This window comes from Acinetobacter sp. SW-226, assembly GCF_055632855.1.
The window spans coordinates 3,491,265-3,513,282 of sequence record NZ_CM145752.1 but is presented as its reverse complement, the minus strand read 5'-3'; the positions used below and the strand labels follow the sequence as shown (position 1 = coordinate 3,513,282).

The following is a 22,018-nucleotide window of genomic DNA, read 5'->3' as shown; positions in this document are numbered from 1 at the left end:
CTTGAGCTCGCTTCTTTGTGTATGGAGAGTTTTGAGGTGTTTAAACAACTTTAAACCACAAAGCGCTTTGGGCTCCCTAAGTTTGCAATTGCTGAATAAATCTGTTCAGCATGGTTACACACAATGAGTTTGGCGCGGTGCTGTGGAGGCAGAAACCCTTCTTGAACGGCATGATCAAGTTGGGCAATCAGTGCATTATAGAAACCATTGACGTTATAGAGCATCATGGGTTTTTGGTGTTGATTGAGTTGTCCCCATGTTGCCACTTCTAAAATTTCTTCAAAAGTGCCTAAGCCACCGGGTAGTGCGACAAAAGCACTTGCACGTTCAGCCATCAATGCTTTGCGTTCATGCATGGTTTGTACAATATGTAATTCAGTCAATTGGTTGTGTGCAATTTCATAATCCAGCATAAACTCAGGGATGACGCCAACGGCTTCCCCCCATGAGCAATCATGGCATCTGCCACTTGTCCCATCAGACCAATACTCGCGCCTCCATAGACCAGTCCGAAACCGTGGTTTGCTAAGCCTTGGGCTAGCGCAATTGCTTTTTCTTGATAAATCGGTTTGTTGCCTGACCGAGAGCCACAGTAAAGTGCGATCAAGGGTTGAGTAGTTTGAACGTTTGATTCAGTGTTGAGAGATGATATTTTTAATTCACTATTCATGGCGTATGTTTTTACCTTTTCTTTATCTACTTTTTCTCTCTTAGTTTAAGCAAGAAATGTGACAAATCACTGTATCTAATCGAACAATCAGGTAATAATTTGTTAAATCTCTAAAAAAACGACATTTTTAAAAAAGATGAATTTTATGTAGATCTTGCCTATACTGAGCTCTTGTTTCACAACACAAGAACGAACATGGGTAGTGGTAGTTGTCACTCAAGACATCTTCAGTTTTCCGAAAATAATTTACAGCGAGCAGTGCTGAATCTTCATTTTTATTCGCCTAATCATTATGCGCGTTATACATTCCTTCGACGGGGGCAGATCACATGATATTTGAATGGATGTCTGATCCTTCTGCATGGGTGGGCTTACTCACCTTGGTGGTGCTGGAAATTGTGCTCGGGATTGATAACCTCGTTTTTATTGCGATTTTGGCAGAAAAACTTCCTCCTGAACAACGTAATACAGCCCGTATCGTTGGTCTGATGTTAGCGCTACTCATGCGCTTGGTTTTACTCGCGTCTATCGCTTGGGTGGTGACGCTGACTGAACCATTGTTCCATATCTTCGACCATCCATTCTCAGGGCGTGATCTGATTTTGCTGTTTGGTGGGGTGTTCTTGCTGTTTAAAGGGACGATGGAGTTACATGAACGCATCGACGCCAAAGTGATCCAAAAAGAAGAAAATCCTGCCAACGCCGTATTTTGGATGGTGATTGTCCAAATTGTGGTTTTGGATGCGGTATTTTCTTTAGACTCGGTGATTACTGCAGTCGGTATGGTCAAGCACCTGTCTGTAATGATGATTGCGGTGATTATCGCCGTGGGCATTATGCTGTGGGCATCCAAGGCCTTGATGGAATTCGTCAACAAACATCCGACCGTGGTGATTTTGTGTCTTGGCTTCCTGATGATGATCGGTTTCTCTTTGATTGTAGAGGGCTTTGGTTTCCATATTCCAAAAGGTTACCTCTATGCCGCGATTGGTTTCTCGGTGATTGTTGAATTTATCAACCAAACCATGCGCCGTAATCAAGAAAAAATGGTCACCACCACAGACCTTCGCTATAAAACTGCGTCTGCGGTACTGCGGATGTTGGGCGGTAAAAGTAGTGATCATGCTTCTGAGCCTGAAGATGTGTTGGCAACTCGCGCTTATGCGGATGAAGTATTTGATCCTGAAAATGGGGTCTATCACAGTGTTCTAGTACAGGGGGTGTTGGGTTTGTCTGAGCGTCCTGTGAAGTCCGTGATGACACCACGTCCAGAGTTGGAATGGATTGATTTAGAGGATGATGAAGCCTCGATCAAATCACAATTGCTCAGTATTACGCACTCACGTTTAATCGTAGCACGGGGCGAGCTAGACAACATTGCAGGTGTGGTATTGACCCATAAAGTTTTAAACGAATATATCGAAACGGGTGTCCTCGATTTTGATAAACATTTACGTGAACCTGTGATTGTGCATGAAAATGCGCAAGTCCTGATGGTGATGGAACAACTGCGTCAAGCCCCACTACAAATGGCTTTGGTTTTGAACGAATACGGCTCGATTGAAGGGATTGCCACCCCGATTGACGTATTAGAAGCAATTGCAGGGGAGTTCCCTGATGAAGATGCTGAAGACAATGTGGCTGAAAGTTTAGAAGATGGCAGCTTGATGCTCGATGGCTCAACCGATATTCGTCATGTGTCGTTATTGTTGGATCGTGATTTGGTCGATGAGTCCGATCAGTACTCAACCTTGTCAGGCTATATCCTCTTTCATTTAGGTCGTTTACCCGAAAATGGCTCTAGCCTTGTAGCAGATGGTTGCATTTTTGAAGTGGTGACGATGGATGGGCACAAAATTGAAAAAGTGCATGTAATTCCACAGTCAGATCTGCACAAAGAATCATCTTAAAACCCGTCCTCAAACTGGGGTGAACAGGTTAAAATAGCTCGCAATGTCGAGCTATTTTTTTTATGGAAAATCATGAGCCATATTGAGTGTCCGTGTGGGCAAGGAGAATATGTACAGTGCTGTCAGCCTTTGCATTTGGGACAAAGTCATGCGCAGACAGCTGTCCAATTGATGCGCTCACGCTATAGTGCTTTTGCCAAACAGCAAATTGATTACATTGTGCAAACCACAGCGTTGGGGCAGCAACAAGCACTCGATATTGTCGCCATAGCGGAGTGGAGTCGAAGCAACCAATGGTTAAAGTTAGATGTCGTAAACGCCAATGAGAAACTCGATAAAAACCACGCTATGGTCGAGTTTAAAGCGCATTATCATGATGGAAAATCACCACAGATACATCATGAAATTTCACATTTTGTGAAACATGCTGAGGCATGGTATTTTTTAGATCCGACCACTGAAATGCAAATCACCATGAAACAAGCGTGCATTTGCGGTTCAGGGAAAAAATTTAAACAATGTTGTGCACAATTTTTATAATTTTCAGAAAATTTGGCTTAGAATAGCGCGCATCAATTAGCCTATATGGAATCCAGGCGATGTTACTCACTGTTATTTATATTATAGCGATCACGGCAGAGGCGATGACTGGTGCACTGTCAGCGGGTCGGCGTAGTATGGATTGGTTTGGTGTGGTGATTATTGCCTGTGTCACAGCACTGGGCGGTGGTTCTGTTCGTGATGTGTTATTGGGACATTATCCGCTGACCTGGGTCAAGCATCCTGAATATTTGATGCTGACGTGTTTTGCCGCTTTTATGACGATTTTGATTGCCAAGTGGATGCGTCATTTACGCAATATTTTCTTGGTGCTCGATGCTCTGGGCCTGATCGGTTTTACCATCATCGGCTGTCAAATTGCCTTAGAAATGGGACATGGTTTTGTGGTGTCTGCGGTTGCTGGAGTCCTTACAGGAGTCTCGGGCGGTATCTTGCGTGATATTTTGTGTAATGACGTGCCTTTGGTGTTCCGCCGTGAACTGTATGCCAGTATTTCTTTTGTCGCAGTGATTTTCTATTGGGGCTGCATTCAACTCGGTTTGTCGCTTGAGCTGACCGTGATTTCGACTTTGATCTTTGGTTTTAGCTTACGTTTAATTGCAATTTACTTTGGTTTAGAAATGCCGAAATTCATTTATCAAGATGATGATGAACAGTCTGCTTCTTCCAAAGATGCCAGCTAAAACAAGGGATATCAAACTGTCCCTTGTCCCCAAAAAAAGCACATAATGATAAAGCCTGTTGAGAAAGCAGCCCGCTATCCTTTTTCCGCTTTAGAGGTCAAGCTATGGATTTAGTTTCCCGTATACAACGCTTACCGATCGGTAAATTCCACTACACCTTGTTATGGGTGATTGGCTTGGGCTGGATGTTCGATGCCATGGACACGGGGCTGATTTCTTTTATTTTGGCGAAAATGGCTGAAGACTGGCACATGAGCCCAACTGAGAAAGGTTGGGTCGTCTCAATAGGCTTTGTCGGAATGGCGATTGGTGCGGTGTGTTCAGGGGGCTTGGCCGACCGCATCGGACGTAAAACGGTTTTTGCTGCAACATTAGTGATTTATAGTTTGGCGACGGCAGCCTGTGCTTTTGCTCCCAACTTAACGTGGCTATTGCTGTTTCGTTTTATTGTGGGTCTTGGTTTAGGTGGACAGTTGCCAGTAGCAGTGACCTTGGTCAGTGAGTATATTCCTGCACAGGTACGTGGGCGTTTTATTGTTCTGCTAGAGAGTTTTTGGGGCTTAGGTTGGCTCTGTGCTGCCTTAGTGGCGTATTTTGTGATTCCAAAGTTTGGCTGGCACATGGCTTTTTTGATGGGCGGGATTCCTGCACTGTATGCCATTGTCATTTGGTTCAAAGTGCCTGAGTCGATTCCTTATCTTATCAACCGTGGTCGAATTGTAGAAGCGCACGCTTTGGTGCAGCAGATTGAACGTCAATGTGGCGTTGAAGTCGTTGAACATATCATTGTCAAACCTGTGGCAGAAAAAAAGAATGTGTCTTTTACTCAGCTTTGGTCGGGTGCATTTGCACGTAGAACCTTGATGTTATGGCTGATTTGGTTTGGCATTGTGTACTCTTATTATGGCATTTTTACGTGGTTGCCAAGTTTGCTGGTGAAGCAGGGGTATAGCATTGTTCAGTCTTTTGAATATGTACTGGTGATGATTTTGGCACAGCTTCCAGGCTATGTGGCTGCAGCATGGCTGGTCGAAAAACTTGGACGTAAAGCAACCTTAGCTGGTTTTATTGGCATGTGTGCAGTTTCGGCCTATTTCTTTGGTCAAGCTGACACTGTGAGCATGATCATGTTCTGGGGCTGTCTGATGTCATTCTTTAATCTCGGCGCATGGGGTGTTTTGTATACCTACACTCCAGAGCAATATCCAACCAATATTCGGGCTTTTGGTTCGGGCTGGGCATCGGCCATTGGTCGTATGGGCGGCATTGTCGCACCGATGGTGGTGACGCATATGATGGTCATGAGCAATGGTTTTAGTGCAATCTTTATAATGTTTACCGCAGTACTGCTTGCGGTGGCGGCGGTGATTTTGATTTTGGGTGAAGAGACCAAAGGCAAAACATTGGAAGAGATTGGTTTGTAAAATGTACAGACTGAAGATAGAGGGATGTGTTTTAGATCCCTTGATCTTCAGGAACAATCAAACCGCGTGCGCGAGCAGAATTGAAACTTTTCTGTTACCACAATATCTTTGAAATGTGGGACTCGCGGAGTATCAAATTCCGGTTTAAGACAGCTCGCATATCTAGTTGAAAGTGTGTGATTGGCGATGTGCTCGATCATCATATTCAATGTCATGACATAAGCGTAGAGGGTGTGTAGTTACTCTATTTCAATCCTAAATAAGAGCAAGATAGGAACTTCGAAATAATTAGTTGCTCATTTTAAAAAAAATGGATAATTTTACGACATTAGGAACATCTAAAGACGCAATTTGTCGTAGTGGTGTACGCTTTCACTTGTATAGGCTGAGCCTGCGACATAGCATAAGAACTTAAACAAAAAACGATTAATTAGGATGACAGGTTGTTATGACAAGCCTTGCGCATCAAGCGACAGAAAACCGTTCCGTAGCAGAATTTACTGAACAAGCCTATCTCAATTACGCCATGTACGTGATCATGGATCGTGCCTTACCGCATATCAGCGATGGTTTAAAACCTGTACAACGCCGTATTGTGTATGCCATGAGTGAATTGGGGCTAAAACATAGCGGTAAACCCAAAAAATCTGCGCGTACCGTTGGTGATGTGCTCGGTAAGTATCACCCGCATGGTGATTCGGCCTGCTATGAAGCGATGGTGCTGATGGCACAGCCTTTTAGTTATCGTTATCCGTTTATTGAAGGTCAAGGTAACTGGGGGTCGCCCGATGACCCGAAATCGTTCGCAGCGATGCGTTATACCGAAGCCAAATTATCTCAGTATAGTGAAGTGCTGTTGTCTGAGTTGGGACAGGGGACTTGTGACTGGCAGGACAACTTTGATGGTTCGATGAAAGAGCCAGTGACTTTACCTGCACGTATTCCGAATATTTTGTTAAACGGTACCACAGGTATTGCAGTAGGCATGGCTACGGACATTCCTCCACACAACCTGCGTGAAGTCGTAAAAGGCACCATTGCCTTAATTCGTAATCCAAATTTAAGCGATGACAAAGTTGCAGAATACATTCCTGCGCCAGATTTGCCGACCAAAGCTGAAATTATTACGCCACCTGAAGAGTTATTAAAAATACAAAGCACAGGTCGGGGCAGTTACCGTATGCGTTCGGTATATAGCATCGAAAAAAATGAAATTGTGATCACGGACTTGCCTTATCAAGTTTCAGGCTCGAAGGTCATTTCGCAAATTGCAGATCAAATGCAGGCGAAAAAATTGCCTTTGGTGAGTGATGTACGTGATGAATCCGACCATCAAAACCCAACCCGCTTGGTGATTGTACTGCGCTCAAATCGGATTGATGCTGAAGCGGTGATGAGCCACCTTTTTGCAACAACCGATTTAGAGTCGAGCTATCGTGTCAATATGAACATGATTGGTGCGGATGGCCGTCCACAAGTGAAATCAATTCGTCGTATTTTGTTGGAATGGATTGAAATTCGAAAGGAAACGGTTACCCGTCGTTTGCAATATCACCTGAATAAAATTGAAAAGCGCTTACATATTTTGGGTGGTTTGATTATTGCCTATTTAAATATTGATGAAGTGATTCGTATTATTCGTGAAGAAGAGCATCCCAAAGCAGAGTTGATGTTACGTTTTAATATTGATGACATTCAGGCCGAAGCTATTTTAGAACTCAAGTTGCGTCATTTGGCCCGACTTGAAGAAATGGAAATGCGCCGTGAGCAAGAAGAGTTAGAAGCCAAAGCTGCATTGATTCGTGAACAATTGGCCAATCCTGAGTCTTTGAAAGCTTTGATTATCAATGAACTTAAAGATGACGCGAAAAAATTTGGTGATGACCGCCGTTCGCCAATCGTACATCGTGCAGAAGCGACAGCGATGAGTGAGCAGGACTTTATGCCTGCGGATCCTGTGACGGTGGTGTTGTCTGAAGCGGGATGGATTCGTTCGGCCAAAGGTCATGATGTAGACGCAGAGAACTTAAATTTCCGTGCCGGCGATCAATATCTCAGTCATGCGCAAGGAAAATCTAATCAGCGCGTGTATGTGTTGGATGAGTCAGGGCGTAGTTATGCCCTAGCCATAGCGAGCCTACCGTCCGCACGGGGTCTGGGAGAACCGTTGAGTTCAAAATTATCGCCAGCCAGTGGTGTAGGTTTTAAGCAAATTTTTATTGCTGAAGATGAAGCTGAAGTTGTGGCTCTGAGCAGTAAAGGCTATGGTTTTAAAACACAGGCAAAACAGTTGGATACCAATGCAAAAGCGGGTAAAGCCTTCCTAACTTTACCTGAAAAAGCCACAGTCATGCCGTTGACTAGTGTTGATCAAGCCACCCATTTGGCGTTATTGACCTCAACGGGTCGTTTGTTGATTTTAGAGTTGTCAGAGTTGCCTATTTTAAATAAAGGTAAAGGTAATAAATTGATACAACTTGAAGAGAAAGATCAAATTGTATTCATGACAAGATTAACGCTAGATGAAATACTGCAAGTCGTTGCAGGACAGCAGCAATTAAAATTGAAGGGTGATGATTTAGAAAAATATGTGGGTAAACGGGCATCCAAAGGGCAGTTATTACCACGTGGTTATCAAAAAGCAAATAAACTGTTAGTTCAGAGATAAAACTAGCATCCATTGATCAAAATACGTTATATATGGTATGTATGCGGGAAATGGATGCAATATTAAGCAACACAAGTTAAATAAAGAGCGCTTAATATTGAGAACAACAGCTGAGAATTTAAGGATTACTGATAGGAGAATCGGGCGATATGGAAAAGATTTGGTTCGCAGAATACCAAAAAACGGGGATTCCAGAGACTGTAGAATTGCCACCAGAAAATACGTCATTGGTTGATGTATTTGAAAGAAATTTCCAAAAATTTGGCTCACGAGATGCCTTTATCTTTATGGATAAAGTATTGACTTTTAGTGAGTTAGAAGAGGCAAGTCGTAAATTTGCAACCTATTTGCAAAGTTTAGGTCTTGCAAAAGGTTCACGTGTCGCTGTGATGATGCCAAACGTTCTTCAGTATCCTATCGTTGCTTTGGGTGTCTTCCGTGCGGGCTTAGTACTGGTCAACGTCAACCCACTGTATACCGCACGTGAGCTTGAACATCAGTTAAATGACTCAGGCTCAGAAGTTCTTGTTATTATTGAGAATTTTGCATCTGTTTACCAAGCAATTAATGGTAAAACGCCTGTTAAACATGTTGTGATTGCCTCTGTAGGTGACATGTTGGGTGCATTAAAAGGCACACTGGTGAACTTTGTATTACGTTCAGTGCGTAAGCAAATTCCAGCATGGAATATTCCAGGTCATATTCGCTTTAATGCTGCTATGTCTAAAGTCAGTGCAAGCAATTATAAGCGTCCGAACTTAACGTTAAGTGACACCGCAGTGCTTCAGTATACTGGCGGCACTACAGGGGTGTCTAAAGGTGCAGAACTGACGCATCGCAACCTTGTAGCGAACATGTTGCAATGTGATGGTATTTTCCAAAGTAAATTTGGCGCACAAGATGGTCAGCCCGATGACCGTATTTTCTGTGCCTTACCGCTTTATCACATTTTTGCGTTCATGGTTTGTGCGATGTACGGTATGTACAAAGGTCAAGCCAATGTTCTCATTCCAAACCCACGTGATTTACCTGGGGTAATGAAAGAATTACGTAAGTATCAACCATCGTTCTTCCCAGCAGTGAATACTTTATTCAATGCTTTGGTGAACAACGAAGAGTTTAAACAACTTGACCACAGCAAATTAAAAATGGCAATGGGCGGTGGTATGGCGGTTCTTCCTTCTACCGCTGAAGCATGGAAGCGAATTACTGGAACCAACATTATCGAAGGTTATGGTCTATCTGAAACTTCGCCTGTTGCAACGGCAAATCCACCTGCATCTGAAGAATTCAGTGGCACAATTGGTATTCCATTGCCATTAACTGAAGTTGCGATTTTGGATGATGATGGCAACGAAGTTGTACTGGGCGAACAAGGTGAAATTTCAATCCGTGGTCCGCAGGTGATGCGTGGTTACTGGAACCGCCCAGATGAAACCGCTAAAGTGATGACTGAAGATGGTTTCTTCCGTACGGGTGATATCGGTGTGATGGATCCTCGTGGCTACATAAAAATTGTAGACCGTAAAAAAGACATGATTTTAGTATCAGGCTTCAACGTTTATCCTTCGGAAATTGAAGAAGTGGTTGCAAAACATCCTAAAGTCTTGGAAGTTGCAGCAATTGGTGTGCCAGATGAAAAATCAGGTGAAGTGCCAAAACTATTTGTAGTGAAAAAAGATCCATCTTTAACCACAGAAGAAGTTCTGGCATTTGCTAAAGAAAACTTAACAGGGTACAAACGCCCGCGTTATGTTGAATTTATGGATGAATTACCAAAATCAAACGTAGGTAAAATCTTACGTAAAGATTTGCGTAAAACAGCATAAGTTGAGTTCTAAAAAAAGCGCCGAATGGCGCTTTTTTTCTATTTATATTTTTAGTTTTTCATTAGCCAACGGTCGATATAGGGGCGGCCAATACCCAAAATACCGATAAAGGTCAACATGGTGCCACACTGGCGACTAAAGGCTGGGAATGCAAATGTGCCATAGCTAAGTACATTGTCGATGAAGCAATAGATAGTGACAGCAATCAGCCAATACCAAAGTGTTTGGCGTCTAATCCCAACCATCCAAAATGCGATAATCAGCATAATCAATGTACCGATTGTTGAGCCGATATTCATATTGGCACAAATAACCGTCAGTAGAAAAGCTGTGATGGGGAGAACAATTTTTAAAACACGATCCACTTGGCGTTGATGTTGACGCTGAATGTCGAGTACGTCGAACATTTCTTTTTGATCTGGGCTAGCCATAGTGGGTCTCATCGGGAAATTATAAAAACACTATAATTTAACCAAATTTATCTTTGGAATGCCATGCTATGATAGCCTTCGAAATGATCTTGATGAGAAAAAACCAATGCAAAGCATTAGCGGGATTATTTATCTCATTTTAGTTGCTTGTTTACTGCCATATGTATTTACCGTTATTGCTAAAAAGTCGGCAGGATTTCGTGCTAAAGATAACCAACACCCTCGCGAATTTCTAGCTAAAACCACAGGTCTAGCCGCGCGTGCCAATGCGGTACAGCAAAATAGCTTTGAAGGTCTACCTTTATTTATTGCTGCGATTTTAATGGCTGAATACATGGTAATTCCACAAGTGGTCACTATGACTTTTGGTATCGCTTATCTTGTTCTGCGTGTGTTGTATGGCATTTGCTATTTGGTCAATTGGGCAACGCTACGTACGATCATTTGGTTATTATCATTGCTTTGTCCGATTTGTTTATTGCTTTTGGTGATTAAGTTGACGACGGGTTAACGTATGAAACATACATATTTTCACCTAGTGAATGTATAATCGCCGAAATATTTTTTCTGAAAACCCGTTATAATCAATGTGGTTTTTAAAAGATTTAACTTGTTAAAGAGTGATGTTATGAGCTACAGCAATATCCCAGCGGGTAAAGATGCACCGAACGATATCTACGTGATCATCGAAATTCCTGCAAATGCAGCACCAATCAAATATGAAATTGATAAAGATTCGGATGCGCTTTTTGTAGATCGTTTCATGGGTACAGCAATGTTCTACCCTGCGAACTATGGTTATGTACCAAACACGTTGTCTGAAGATGGTGACCCATTAGACGTACTTGTTGTGACTCCTCATCCTGTAGAGCCAGGTTCTGTAATTCGTTGCCGTCCAGTAGGCAAACTGAATATGGAAGATGATGGTGGTATTGATGCGAAATTGATTGCAGTACCACACGAAAAATTAACACCAATTTATAAAGATGTGAAAGAATATACAGACCTTCCACCTTTACTGATTCAACAAGTTGAGCACTTCTTTGCGCACTATAAAGACTTAGAGCCAGGGAAATGGGTTAAATTAACAGGTTGGGAAGGTTCTGAAGTTGCTAAGCAAGAAGTGCTTAAAGCAATCGAAGCAGCAAAATAATCCTGTCTGTGAAGCCTAAATTGACTCGTGTTTGATTGATGGCTTCAATAAAAAACCTGCACAATGTGCAGGTTTTTTATTAGACTAGCTTTTCCGTAGAAATTAGAAGAATTTCACAGGAATGTCTAACCAAATACGCCATTCGTTGGTGTCACCAAAGTAGTAATCTTTTGCGTAAGCATCGTCATTACGATAGTGAGAATAACGTAAACGTAAGCTTGCATCTTTAGCAAAACCAGATTGAACTGTATATTTCACTTGGTTAAAGAGTTCGCTTTCTTTCGCATTGTCATCAGTTGCTGTATCAATATCCCAACCATAAACATACGCAGTGGTCCAGCTGAGACCAGGCACACCGTAATTTGCAAAGTCTAGGCTATATTGAACTTGAACAGATTTTTCACCACGACCGTTAAAGTCAGAAAGGTATGAGTTTGGTAGATAGATACTTTGGAAACCGTCAGCATTTTCACCGTATGCATAGCCTGTGTTGCCCGTACTTTGTTGGTATGCAAGCATAACATTGTGTGCATCTTGGTTATATGTACCAGACAATGCCCAAATATTGTTGCTACGCTCAGATGAAGTAACAGGCAAAGTAGAAGAAGATACCTCTACACCCTTATCCCATTCAGTGTGGTAACCGCTGAAGTCATAGGTTAAAGAGCTGTTGTTTGCCAAAGCTTGCTTATAGTTGGCATTTACATAATGGCGTTCAAGAGCATTCTTGCTGTCTAAGCCAAAGTAAGATGCATTTAGGTCACCATTAAATTTATATTTCGCGCCCCAAACGACAGCGCGGTCTAAATGGTTGCCATCACTGTTAATTTGTTCAGACATTTGATCTTTGGTAAATTTACCAGCAGTCAACTCAAGACCATTGATTTCACGGCTTGTTGCTAGCACACCTTCAAAATATTCAGGTACTAAACGAGCAGTGTTGCTTGCGAGTACAGGTAGGTCGAGTACTTGAGTACCGTAACGCACTTCTGTGTTTGAGATACGCGCTTTTACAATACCGCCACCACGTGTCCAGTAGTCATACGCATCTTTGGTACCATCAGCATTGTCTTGCGGATGGGTTGGGATCATTTGGTTAGCTGTATGACCATTTTTACCCAATTTAAATGATGTATCGCCAATAATGCCGACACCAAAGCCTACAAGACCTTGAGTATAACCAGACTCAATTTTAACCATCGCTGTTTGAGCCGCTGAACTTGTATCAGCTACACCATTTTTCTTGTCACGGGTTAAGTAACCTGTACGGAATAAAACTGATCCTTCAGCGTCTTCTACGAAACCTTTAGATTCGCTTTGCTCACTTGCAAAAGCTGTTGATATAAGTGCAGTTTGAACTAAAACTGCTAATGCTAATTTTTTTGTGTTTTGCATTGGGGAGCGAACCTTATACAAATTGGATGGAAAGAGAGCAATAATTGTATAAGTAATCGCAGAAAAATTGTCATTTTTCTTTAATATATTCAACTAAAGTAATGCACTTTTTTGTAAGTGATATGTTCTAAATATTTTATTTTTAGTTAAAATACTCTGTTTTTTAAAATAACTCTTTATAAAACATTTAATTATTTTTCTTTTCTTAATTCTCTATTCTGATATAGATCGAAGAATATAATATATAGATCGTCCAGTCGCTTTGCCTTTTAAACAAAGGCTTTGTTTGATTTTTATCCAATCAAATACTGCAAAGATAGAAAATATAAAAATGAATGTGTAAGCATTTATGTTGTTCTTTTTCATATAAATTTTACCAATTATTAAAAAACCGTTTTAAAATTTATGCATAGCGAATCTTTGAAAGATTTTTTTAAGTTAAATTTGAGAGTTTAAATGCATAAAGATTCACATAAAGTTGCACTGTTTTTTGGTTTGATCTTTAGCAGTACGGTGACAATGGCGAGTGATGAACAAAAAGAAAGTTCAAAAAATAAGGTCAGCGGAGGCCTTGCTGTGATGAGTCAGTATATCTATCGCGGTGGTGTTGAGAATGATAACCCAACTGTACAAGTGGGGCTTGAATATGCAGATGCCTCGGGGGTATATGTCGGGTATTGGGGGTCTACACTCAATTATGATGCAGCAGATGCCAGTAAGGATCACGGCTTTGAACACGACTTCTATATTGGCTATGCAGGAAGCTTGAGTCCTGATCTAAGCTATCGTTCACATATTGTCACTTATTTATATAATGTTGGTGGCTCTGTTTCGAGTGAAGATGGCTCACAGCGCAGAAGCACTACAGGTGCAGAATGGGTGAGTAATCTTTCGTATCAAGATTTTGTTTTAGGTGTCAGCATAGCATTGGCTAATGTAAGTTATGCCAATGCAGGAGATACTTATTTAAATCTGACGCACCATTATATACTTCCACACGACATTAGCTTCAACAGCTCTTTAGGGGTATCGCTTTATCAGCATGGCAACGATGTGATGTTCTCCACTGAGCGACGCTTAACTTTAAATGAAATTCGACTAGGTTTGACTAAACCTATTGCAAATACAGGTTTTGAGCTGTCTGCTGATTATATTTATGGGGTATATGACCGAGCAGGAAATGATTTAGATCGTCATGTAGTGTTAGGGCTAGCCTATAATTTCTAATATTTTCTGATTAGAAGTGCATCAGCTTATATCATGCTGGTGCACTTTTTTTATGCATTTAAAAAGAGCAAGTATAAAAGCTGGGTTCAAAATAGCGCATATTGTAAACAATTATGTTGAACTAAATTAAATTACATAAATTAACAGCGAATGTTATTGGCCATAAAAGGCAGATGGTGTTTAATTTTTTTTATTCTTAATAAATTTTTATAAAACAAATAATTATTCTATTTTTTATGAGAGTGTAACTGGTTTTAATTTGAGTTTGGCATAGCTATTGCTAATTCCTACATGAGTTTATCGAAATAACCAAAAAAACGTCGGATACGATGTAGGGGAATCAAACAATGAAATTTGCACTTAAAGCATTATCTTTAGCTGTAGTGGCTTCAGCTTCTACATTCACTTTCGCAGATGACGAGCCAGCACTACCGTTTGGTTTCTCTTTTAGCGGAAGCGCTGCTGTAACAACCGACTATCGTTTCCGTGGTTTAACTCAAACCCAAAATGATCCAGCGGTACAAGCGGGCTTTACTTTGGCACATGAATCAGGCGTGTATTTGGGCCTTTGGGGTTCAAATGTTGATTTTGGTGAAGGTTCACCGAGCTTAGAACTCGATCCGTCAATTGGTTTTGCAACGACCTTAGAGAGTTTTGCTAGCAAGCCTGTACTTGATGTGGGCATGGTGTACTACAACTACCCAAGCGCAGATGATCTGAACTGGTTAGAGTTTTATGGCAAATTAACCTTTGCGAGTGTCTTTACTGAAGGTGATAGCTTACTGACCAATGTAAACTATACCAATGACTATGTTGCAGCAGATACAGACAGTTGGAACATCAATGCAGGCTATGCAATTCCATTTGGTTCAACAGGCTTTGGTGGTGTAGCGAATGTGGGTTATACCGTGGTGAGTGATGAAGATAAATATTCATTCAATGGTGATGATAACTATGTAGATTGGAAAGTGGGCGTGACCTATGCATTCAAATCTATCTCTGGTGCAACAGCAGAGTTAGCAGCAATAGGTACCAATATTGATACCGATGATCTAGATCATGTTACAGCACGTGGTGTAGAAACAGGCGCAGTGTTTACCTTGACTAAAACTTTCTAAGTTTTAACCCCTTCAAAAACCCTCTAGTCCTTAGGACTAGAGGGTTTTTTTATATGGAGTTGGGTGATGCTTAGGTATTTTGCTGTCGGTAAGACAGCGCTTCGGTTAAATGTGTTGTTTGAATGTGCTCTGACTCAGCCAAGTCTGCAATGGTTCGAGCTACTCTTAAAATACGATGATAACCACGGGCAGATAAGTTCAGACGTTGCTGTGCTTTTTCAAAGATAAGAGTAGTTGCTGTATCTAGTAGAGCAAACTGTTCGAGTTGTTTGGGTGATAATGCCATGTTGAGACAGGTTTGGCGCTGGATTTGTCTTTCATAAGCTTGAATGACCCGCTCGCGAACGGTCGCTGAGTTTTCAACAACCTGTGTGTCCTGTAGCTCTGAGGCATGCAATGGTGGCACATCAATATGCAAATCAATACGGTCTAATAATGGGCCAGAAATACGGTTTTGATAGCGTTTTATGGCTTCTGCTGAACATTGGCAACGACTATCTTGATTAAAAGCATAACCACATGGGCAAGGGTTCATTGCTGCAATTAATTGAAAATTTGCAGGAAAGGTAATTTGCCGCGAAGCACGAGAAATCACAATTTCTTTGGACTCAATGGGTTGCCTTAGAACCTCCAAAACTTTTCGATCAAATTCAGGTAGTTCATCTAAAAACAGCACGCCTTTATGTGCCAATGTAATTTCACCAGGTTTGGGTTGCGACCCGCCACCGACTAAGGCAACGGCAGAAGCCGTGTGGTGCGGTGCGCGAAAGGGACGTTGCCCAAAAGGATGTTGATGATTGGCCACCGAGTAAATACTCGCCACTTCCAAATTCTCTTGTGTGTTTAAGGGCGGTAGAATACTGGCTAAACGTGATGCCAATAGGGTTTTCCCTGTCCCAGGAGGCCCCTTAAACAACAAGGAATGTCCACCTGCTGCCGCAATCTCTAAAGCACGTCTTGGACGTAGTTGGCCTTTAACATCCGCCAAATCAAATTTGTAATGCTGAGAGGCATTTAGTGCCGCGGGTTGAAACTGTTGGATAAGATGATTTTGCGACAGATGTGCACAGACTTGTTTTAAATGTTGCGCTGCAAACACTTGGAAGTTGGGCAATTGAGAGGCTTCTTGCGCATTGGCTTCAGGTAAAATCAGTTGATGCCCAGCTTGCTGGCAAGCTATCGCAATACTTAGAGTGCCCGAAATGGGTCGCAATTGCCCATCGAGTGCCAATTCACCAATAAATTCAAAATTTTCAGTCCCGTGTTCGGGGAGCTGACCAGAGGCAATTAAAATACCCAGTGCAATAGGTAAATCTAGTCGTGAACTGTCTTTGGGCAAGTCTGCGGGAGCAAGATTGATGGTGAGGCGTTTTGTCGGAAATTGATAACCACTATTAATGATGGCAGAGCGGACTCGATCTTTACTTTCTCGAACGGCTGCTTCCAGGAAGCCCCACAATGGTTAGAGAAGGAAGTCCTTGGCTGAGATGAACTTCAACTTCAACGGATGGTGCATATAATCCGAGCAAAGCTCGAGTGTGAATTTTGGCAAAAGACATATTTTGTTCCATTATAGTGCATTATTTTAATTCGTTAGTGTCTTCTGTTGCACCAAGCAGGTGCTTATTTTTTGTTCTGAATGCGTAGTTCTAATGCTTCAACCTGTGCAAGTAATTCAGTTAAGCGTAAATTTGCATTGTTTAGTGCAGTTCGTTGACGTTCAATTTCATCTTTTGAGACTAAATCCATTTTGGTGACTGCTTCGTTTAATAATGCTCGAAGATTGTGTTCTAAGTCTTTTTTAGGTTGGTCGACTTGTTCCAGTATGGCTTGTAATAAAGTTTCGATCATTTCTATATCCATGGGTTGGAGAAGTGACAGCAGTGTACCATTGCTGCTTCTGACTCTATAGCCTTTCAGATGAAATATGATTTCATGGATTGTAAAAAATTCTAAATCTTCGACTAAAAAACCTGAATTTTGAAGCTCAAAACGCATTTAAATGTATAGAATAGGGTATAAAGAAAACTCATGTCAGACTTTCTTTCTCCCCCAACCTAAGAATTTTTGGCATGAAATTTGAACATAAAACCTTACTGGTGAAATAAGCCGAAGGAAAACAAACATGAAGCTCGTAACTGCAATTGTAAAACCGTTTAAATTGGATGATGTGCGTGAAGCACTATCTGAAATTGGTGTTCAAGGGATCACCGTGACTGAAGTCAAAGGTTTTGGTCGTCAAAAAGGTCATACTGAACTTTATCGTGGTGCTGAATATGTCGTTGATTTCTTACCAAAAGTAAAAATTGAGATCGCAATCAGCGATGAAATGGTTGATGCGGTAATTGAATCAATCACTCGTGTGGCTAGTACTGGAAAAATTGGTGACGGTAAGATTTTCGTAACGAATTTAGAACAAGTCATCCGTATTCGTACAGGTGAGACAGGTGCTGATGCCGTTTAATTTGGCATGAAGTTTGCTGAGTAACACATAACTCGCACAAATTAGGTTGGGGGATACGAATGAAAAAGATGCTATTCGCGTTGGGTTTATCTAGCGCACTTTTAGGTGGCTCTGTTGCATGGGCTGAAGAAGCGGCAACAGCGCCAACTCCATCAGAACAAGTCACAGTGGTTGAAACAACGGATGTTGCTGCCCCAGCAGCACAAGCGGTAGAAGCCGTTACTGCCTCAGTAGAAGCGCCAGCACCTGCAGAAGAAGAACCAAAATTAGATACAGGTGATACAGCGTGGATTTTAGTTTCTACGGCACTCGTTTTACTGATGACTATTCCTGGTTTAGCGTTGTTCTACGGCGGTATGGTTCGTAAGAAAAACGTTTTAAGTACGATGGCGCATAGCTTTGTAGCTGCAGCTGTAGTAAGTATTGCATGGGTTGTAATTGGCTATATTTTAGCATTTGGTGAAGGCAATGCCTTTATCGGTGGTTTAGATAAGTTCATGTTGACAGGCATTACTACCGATGCGTTAACGGGGACAATTCCTGAGATTTTATTCGTCATTTTCCAAATGACCTTTGCCATCATCACGGTTGCAATTATCAGTGGTTCAATTGCTGAACGTATGAAATTCGGCGCATTTGTTGCATTCACTGCGATTTGGGTTGTGGTGGTCTACGCACCCATTACCCACTGGGTATGGGGTGGCGGTTGGTTAGGTCATGATGGTGCTCTAGACTTTGCAGGCGGTACGGTTGTTCATATTAACTCAGGTGTAGCGGGTCTAGTTGCAGCGTATATGCTCGGTAAGCGTATGGGCTTGGGTCGTGAATCAATGGCTCCGCACAATTTGGCTTTAACCGTGGTCGGTGCAAGCTTACTTTGGGTAGGTTGGTTTGGCTTTAACGGTGGTTCTGCATTGGGTGCAAACGGTTCTGCAGGTTATGCATTACTTGTGACTCAAGTCGCAGCGGCTGCAGCAGCAATTTCTTGGTTAATTACTGAAAAAGTTGCGCGTGGTAAAGGTTCTGTTTTAGGCGCTGCATCAGGTGCAGTTGCTGGTCTTGTGGTGATTACACCAGCAGCAGGTTTTGTCACTGTAGGTGGCGCGCTAGCTATGGGCCTTATTGGTGGTGTAGTGTGCTTCTGGGGCATTAGCGGATTGAAACGTATATTAAAAGCAGATGATTCTTTGGATGCCTTTGGTCTACATGGTGTGGGTGGTATCGTGGGTGCAATTTTAACGGCCTTCTTTGCTAGCGATTTCATCATGGGTGATAAAGCACCGACGGATATCATGCATCAACTTTGGGTTCAAGTTGAAGGCGTATTAGCAACAATTGCGTACTCAGCAGTATTAACTTTCATCATTTTAAAAGTGATTGACCTTGTGATTGGAATTCGTGTTGAATCTGATGATGAGCGCATGGGTCTAGACTTGAGCCAACATGGTGAACGTGTTGACTAAGCAATAGAATAATAAATAAACAGTATAATCAATATATTGTGTGAAACAGCCCGAAAGGGCTGTTTTTTTTCTATATCTAGCGTAAAACTCTACAAAACACAGAATTTTTGCTACACTTTAAATCCATTCAAATTTGTTCAATTTAACCACTATGCATTGTCCATTTTGCAACGTTGAAGACAGTAAAGTGATCGACTCCCGTTTGGCCGCTGAGGGTTGTCAAATTCGCCGTCGTCGAGAATGTATTGGTTGCGGTGAACGATTCACAACTTTTGAAAGTTATGAAGTGGTTATGCCTCGTGTGCTTAAGTCTGATGGAAAAAGTGAACCTTTTGATGAAGCAAAACTGCGTCGTTCCTTGATGCATGCTTTACAAAAGCGTCCAGTGACCCAAGAGCAGATTGAAACCGTTTTGAGTGATATTCAACTGCAAATTCGCCGTTTAGGTGAGCGCGATGTAAAGTCTCGCACCATTGGTGAAATTGTGATGCAGGCTTTATTTGCACTGGATCATGTTGCCTATGTGCGTTTTGCATCAGTCTATCAAGATTTCCAAGATGTGGATGCATTTCGTCATCAAATTGAACAAATGCAACAACGTGAACATTAATCGAGTTTTCATCCATGTCTGAATTACAGTCCAGTTCTTTACAAGCTGACCAAGCTTGGATGAAACAAGCGATTGCTTTAGCAATGCAAGGTCAATACAGCACTAAACCAAATCCAAATGTAGGCTGTGTCATTGTCAAAAATGGACAGTTACTAGGCACAGGTTATCATCCTAAAGCAGGTCAACCCCATGCAGAAGTTTTTGCCATGCGTGAAGCGGGCGAACAGACTCGGGGTGCAACCGCTTATGTGACCTTAGAACCGTGCGCGCATTATGGGCGTACACCGCCATGTGCTAAAGGTTTGGTTGAGGCAGGGGTGGCACGTGTTGTGATCGCCTGTCCAGATCCCAATCCCTTAGTGGCAGGTAAAGGTGTTCAAATTTTAGAAGAAGCAGGTATTGAGGTTGAGGTTGGTACTTGCCAAGCCGAAGCGCATCAGTTGAATTCGGGTTTTTTAAAAGCCATGGCAACAGGCATGCCCTATGTGCGTTTAAAAGTCGCTTCTAGTTTAGATGGTCGAACCGCGATGGCGTCGGGTGAGTCAAAATGGATTACAGGCTCAGCAGCACGTTTAGATGTTCAGCATTTTCGTGCCATTTCTGGCGTCGTGATCACGGGGATTGAAACGATATTGGCCGATGATCCTCAACTCAATGTGAGAGAACTTCAGGGTGTAGCTGATATTAATACTGTGATACAGCCAAAACGTCTGATCTTAGATCGTCAAGGACGTCTACCTTTGACTGCTCAGATCCTACAACAACCTGATACCGTAATGGTGATGGGGCCTTATCGTCAAGCATTAGCCGATTTAGGCGTGCTGCAGTTTGCTGTACAGCCTTTAGATCAGTTATTAAAGCAGTTGGTTCAATCACATCAGATTTATGATGTCATGGTTGAAGCAGGTGCAACGTTATCGACAGCTTTTTTACAAGAAAAGTTGGTTGATGAAATGATTAGTTATGTAGCACCGACCTTATTGGGTCAGTCTGCACGTGCAATGTTCAATGCTGAGTTTTCTCAGATGGCAGAGCAACTCCGCTTTAAGCTGCTGGATGTTACCCGATTGGGTGATGATGTGCGCTTAACGCTTATTCCATCTCAAGAGTCATTATGAGTTCAGAGTCTACGGTTTATCATAAACGTCGTCATGCGGCACGTACTACAGATGAATACCTATTTCATCAACTTGTTCCTTATTTGGGGAATAAGCGCCGTCTGTTGCATCTGATTTTAGAAGCACTTGAGAGTACTGGAACGTTAAACCGTACAGATGGTCGTGCGCCTATTTTTGCAGACTTCTTTGCAGGCTCAGGTGTGGTCTCACGTTTGGCACGCCAAAATGGTTATCGGGTGATTGCCAATGACTGGGAACCGTATAGCCATGCTCTGAATAATGCCGTGTTATCTTGCGTTGATGCACCTGCATTTAAAGAGTTGGGTGGCTATCAAAAAGCCATTGATTATTTAAATCGCCTGCCTGAAGTGAAAGGCTGGGTGACGCATAATCTGTGTCCGCGTAATGATGAAATTTATGATCCGAGCCGTGACCGTTTATTCTTTAAGCGTCGCAACGGCATGCGTATTGATGCGATTCGTCAGCAAATTGCGACTTGGCAAGCACAGGGTGCTATTGATGATGTGGAAATGTCAGCACTGTTGGCGCCGCTACTGTACTCTGCCAGTTTTGTCAGCAATACTTCAGGCGTCTTTAAAAGCTTCCACCACGGTTGGGGGGGAAAACTCAAACAGCGTTAGAGCGGATTGAGTCCTTGCTTTGGTTAACGCCGAGCCGTTTTTGTGAAGTGGGTGACCCGAAAAAACCTGCGGCGGAAATGTGGTGTGTCGATGCACAACATTTGGCCAATCAAATGAGTGGTTTTGAGGTCGATGTGGCGTATTTAGACCCACCCTATAACCAGCATGCCTACAGCAGTAATTATCATGTGTTGAATGCTTTAACGCTATGGGATCAGGTTGATTTACCAACACCCGATACCAAAGGCTTTAAAAGCGGGATCGACCGTGCATGGCGTAAAGAACGCCCGAGCCCATATAACTCTTCGAAGTATGCCAAAGAAGCTTATGAGAAGTTACTTTCGACCATCAATGCACGTTACATTTTAACCAGCTATTCAACCGATGGTAATATTGAAGCAGGTGATTTGCTCAAGGCGAATCTAGAGCGTGGGCGAGTGACTTTATTGACACAAGATGTACCTCGTTATCGCGTGAGTAAGCAACGCCAGTCGGAGCGTGCACGTGTGTTAGAGTTTATTGTGATCACCGATACCCATGCCAAGTCAGGGCCACCAATTCGACAGTTACTTGGGCAATTATACCATTATGCAGAATTGGGCGGGGTCGATACATCTGGAGTCACCACGCAGTTGGCATTGTGGTAAGAAGAT

The 22,018-nt window shown here is 42.3% G+C and carries 17 protein-coding genes and 3 pseudogenes; 15 read left to right on the top strand and 5 right to left on the bottom strand.

The window, feature by feature from the left end; all coding sequences use genetic code 11:
* Positions 1-50: 50 nt before the first annotated feature.
* Positions 51-670 (bottom strand): annotated as a pseudogene (locus ACZ8ZH_RS16655) (LOG family protein).
* Between the two features lie 329 nt (positions 671-999).
* Here ACZ8ZH_RS16655 and ACZ8ZH_RS16650 point away from each other — a divergent pair.
* The 6 genes from ACZ8ZH_RS16650 to ACZ8ZH_RS16625 all read left to right on the top strand — a co-directional run bounded on the left by ACZ8ZH_RS16650 (position 1,000) and on the right by ACZ8ZH_RS16625 (position 9,745).
* Complete coding sequence (locus tag ACZ8ZH_RS16650; RefSeq protein ID WP_086209798.1) at positions 1,000-2,580, top strand: TerC family protein; 1,581 nt, start codon at positions 1,000-1,002, stop codon at positions 2,578-2,580.
* A gap of 72 nt (positions 2,581-2,652) precedes the next feature.
* Positions 2,653-3,120, top strand: a complete 468-nt coding sequence (locus ACZ8ZH_RS16645) for a YchJ family protein (RefSeq protein ID WP_119064841.1) — start codon at positions 2,653-2,655, stop codon at positions 3,118-3,120.
* Between the two features lie 59 nt (positions 3,121-3,179).
* Positions 3,180-3,824 (top strand): trimeric intracellular cation channel family protein, encoded by a 645-nt coding sequence (locus tag ACZ8ZH_RS16640; RefSeq protein WP_086209796.1) that lies wholly within the window; start codon positions 3,180-3,182, stop codon positions 3,822-3,824.
* Between the two features lie 104 nt (positions 3,825-3,928).
* Positions 3,929-5,248: a niacin transporter NiaP gene (gene niaP / locus ACZ8ZH_RS16635; protein ID WP_086209795.1), complete on the top strand. Its 1,320-nt coding sequence runs from the start codon at positions 3,929-3,931 to the stop codon at positions 5,246-5,248.
* 448 nt (positions 5,249-5,696) lie between these two features.
* Positions 5,697-7,916 (top strand): DNA topoisomerase IV subunit A, encoded by a 2,220-nt coding sequence (gene parC, locus ACZ8ZH_RS16630; protein ID WP_119064843.1) that lies wholly within the window; start codon positions 5,697-5,699, stop codon positions 7,914-7,916.
* A gap of 149 nt (positions 7,917-8,065) precedes the next feature.
* A complete protein-coding gene (locus tag ACZ8ZH_RS16625) occupies positions 8,066-9,745 on the top strand; it encodes an AMP-binding protein (protein WP_119064845.1) in 1,680 nt (559 codons plus the stop codon).
* Between the two features lie 50 nt (positions 9,746-9,795).
* Here the strand turns inward: ACZ8ZH_RS16625 and ACZ8ZH_RS16620 are convergent, their stop codons facing one another.
* On the bottom strand, positions 9,796-10,176 hold the full coding sequence (locus tag ACZ8ZH_RS16620; protein ID WP_086209792.1) for a hypothetical protein: 381 nt from the start codon (positions 10,174-10,176) through the stop codon (positions 9,796-9,798).
* A gap of 106 nt (positions 10,177-10,282) precedes the next feature.
* On the opposite strand from ACZ8ZH_RS16620, the gene ACZ8ZH_RS16615 reads away from it, so the two are divergent.
* Positions 10,283-10,687 (top strand): MAPEG family protein, encoded by a 405-nt coding sequence (locus tag ACZ8ZH_RS16615; RefSeq protein ID WP_110974824.1) that lies wholly within the window; start codon positions 10,283-10,285, stop codon positions 10,685-10,687.
* Between the two features lie 117 nt (positions 10,688-10,804).
* Positions 10,805-11,329, top strand: a complete 525-nt coding sequence (gene ppa / locus ACZ8ZH_RS16610) for an inorganic diphosphatase (RefSeq protein WP_119064847.1) — start codon at positions 10,805-10,807, stop codon at positions 11,327-11,329.
* Between the two features lie 102 nt (positions 11,330-11,431).
* Here the strand turns inward: ppa and ACZ8ZH_RS16605 are convergent, their stop codons facing one another.
* Positions 11,432-12,724, bottom strand: a complete 1,293-nt coding sequence (locus tag ACZ8ZH_RS16605; protein WP_119064848.1) for an OprD family outer membrane porin — start codon at positions 12,722-12,724, stop codon at positions 11,432-11,434.
* Between the two features lie 456 nt (positions 12,725-13,180).
* On the opposite strand from ACZ8ZH_RS16605, the gene ACZ8ZH_RS16600 reads away from it, so the two are divergent.
* A complete protein-coding gene (locus ACZ8ZH_RS16600; RefSeq protein WP_119064850.1) occupies positions 13,181-13,951 on the top strand; it encodes a TorF family putative porin in 771 nt (256 codons plus the stop codon).
* Between the two features lie 347 nt (positions 13,952-14,298).
* On the top strand, positions 14,299-15,069 hold the full coding sequence (locus ACZ8ZH_RS16595) for a TorF family putative porin (RefSeq protein WP_119064852.1): 771 nt from the start codon (positions 14,299-14,301) through the stop codon (positions 15,067-15,069).
* A 70-nt stretch (positions 15,070-15,139) separates the two neighbouring features.
* Here ACZ8ZH_RS16595 and ACZ8ZH_RS16590 read toward each other — a convergent pair.
* Positions 15,140-16,628, bottom strand: a pseudogene (locus ACZ8ZH_RS16590) (YifB family Mg chelatase-like AAA ATPase).
* Positions 16,629-16,692: 64 nt separating this feature from the next.
* Positions 16,693-16,920 carry an accessory factor UbiK family protein gene (locus ACZ8ZH_RS16585; RefSeq protein WP_119064890.1) on the bottom strand — a complete coding sequence of 76 codons (228 nt, stop codon included), beginning with the start codon at positions 16,918-16,920 and terminating at the stop codon, positions 16,693-16,695.
* A gap of 274 nt (positions 16,921-17,194) precedes the next feature.
* Here ACZ8ZH_RS16585 and glnK point away from each other — a divergent pair, with 274 nt between their 5' ends.
* The 5 genes and pseudogenes from glnK to ACZ8ZH_RS16560 all read left to right on the top strand — a co-directional run bounded on the left by glnK (position 17,195) and on the right by ACZ8ZH_RS16560 (position 22,012).
* Complete coding sequence (glnK, locus tag ACZ8ZH_RS16580; RefSeq protein ID WP_004281042.1) at positions 17,195-17,533, top strand: P-II family nitrogen regulator; 339 nt, start codon at positions 17,195-17,197, stop codon at positions 17,531-17,533.
* Between the two features lie 59 nt (positions 17,534-17,592).
* Positions 17,593-18,996: an ammonium transporter gene (locus ACZ8ZH_RS16575; protein WP_470247788.1), complete on the top strand. Its 1,404-nt coding sequence runs from the start codon at positions 17,593-17,595 to the stop codon at positions 18,994-18,996.
* A gap of 151 nt (positions 18,997-19,147) precedes the next feature.
* On the top strand, positions 19,148-19,606 hold the full coding sequence (nrdR, locus tag ACZ8ZH_RS16570; RefSeq protein WP_470247935.1) for a transcriptional regulator NrdR: 459 nt from the start codon (positions 19,148-19,150) through the stop codon (positions 19,604-19,606).
* Positions 19,607-19,620: 14 nt separating this feature from the next.
* Positions 19,621-20,724, top strand: coding sequence for a bifunctional diaminohydroxyphosphoribosylaminopyrimidine deaminase/5-amino-6-(5-phosphoribosylamino)uracil reductase RibD (gene ribD, locus ACZ8ZH_RS16565; protein ID WP_086209784.1), 1,104 nt, complete (start codon positions 19,621-19,623; stop codon positions 20,722-20,724).
* A pseudogene (locus ACZ8ZH_RS16560) lies at positions 20,721-22,012 on the top strand (DNA adenine methylase). The gene ribD and the pseudogene ACZ8ZH_RS16560 overlap by 4 nt, the downstream one beginning before the upstream one ends.
* The last annotated feature ends 6 nt before the right edge of the window (positions 22,013-22,018 follow it).

What these genes read in the sequence shown, in the direction of transcription:
- ACZ8ZH_RS16620 (WP_086209792.1), bottom strand. Translation starts at nt 10,176, where the DNA reads ATGGCTAGCCCAGATCAAAAAGAAATGTTCGACGTACTCGACATTCAG.
- glnK (WP_004281042.1), top strand. Translation starts at nt 17,195, where the DNA reads ATGAAGCTCGTAACTGCAATTGTAAAACCGTTTAAATTGGATGATGTG.
- ACZ8ZH_RS16615 (WP_110974824.1), top strand. Translation starts at nt 10,283, where the DNA reads ATGCAAAGCATTAGCGGGATTATTTATCTCATTTTAGTTGCTTGTTTA.
- ribD (WP_086209784.1), top strand. Translation starts at nt 19,621, where the DNA reads ATGTCTGAATTACAGTCCAGTTCTTTACAAGCTGACCAAGCTTGGATG.
- ACZ8ZH_RS16640 (WP_086209796.1), top strand. Translation starts at nt 3,180, where the DNA reads ATGTTACTCACTGTTATTTATATTATAGCGATCACGGCAGAGGCGATG.
- nrdR (WP_470247935.1), top strand. Translation starts at nt 19,148, where the DNA reads ATGCATTGTCCATTTTGCAACGTTGAAGACAGTAAAGTGATCGACTCC.
- ACZ8ZH_RS16625 (WP_119064845.1), top strand. Translation starts at nt 8,066, where the DNA reads ATGGAAAAGATTTGGTTCGCAGAATACCAAAAAACGGGGATTCCAGAG.
- ACZ8ZH_RS16645 (WP_119064841.1), top strand. Translation starts at nt 2,653, where the DNA reads ATGAGCCATATTGAGTGTCCGTGTGGGCAAGGAGAATATGTACAGTGC.
- ACZ8ZH_RS16600 (WP_119064850.1), top strand. Translation starts at nt 13,181, where the DNA reads ATGCATAAAGATTCACATAAAGTTGCACTGTTTTTTGGTTTGATCTTT.
- ACZ8ZH_RS16605 (WP_119064848.1), bottom strand. Translation starts at nt 12,724, where the DNA reads ATGCAAAACACAAAAAAATTAGCATTAGCAGTTTTAGTTCAAACTGCA.
- ACZ8ZH_RS16595 (WP_119064852.1), top strand. Translation starts at nt 14,299, where the DNA reads ATGAAATTTGCACTTAAAGCATTATCTTTAGCTGTAGTGGCTTCAGCT.
- ACZ8ZH_RS16575 (WP_470247788.1), top strand. Translation starts at nt 17,593, where the DNA reads ATGAAAAAGATGCTATTCGCGTTGGGTTTATCTAGCGCACTTTTAGGT.
- parC (WP_119064843.1), top strand. Translation starts at nt 5,697, where the DNA reads ATGACAAGCCTTGCGCATCAAGCGACAGAAAACCGTTCCGTAGCAGAA.
- niaP (WP_086209795.1), top strand. Translation starts at nt 3,929, where the DNA reads ATGGATTTAGTTTCCCGTATACAACGCTTACCGATCGGTAAATTCCAC.
- ACZ8ZH_RS16650 (WP_086209798.1), top strand. Translation starts at nt 1,000, where the DNA reads ATGATATTTGAATGGATGTCTGATCCTTCTGCATGGGTGGGCTTACTC.
- ppa (WP_119064847.1), top strand. Translation starts at nt 10,805, where the DNA reads ATGAGCTACAGCAATATCCCAGCGGGTAAAGATGCACCGAACGATATC.
- ACZ8ZH_RS16585 (WP_119064890.1), bottom strand. Translation starts at nt 16,920, where the DNA reads ATGATCGAAACTTTATTACAAGCCATACTGGAACAAGTCGACCAACCT.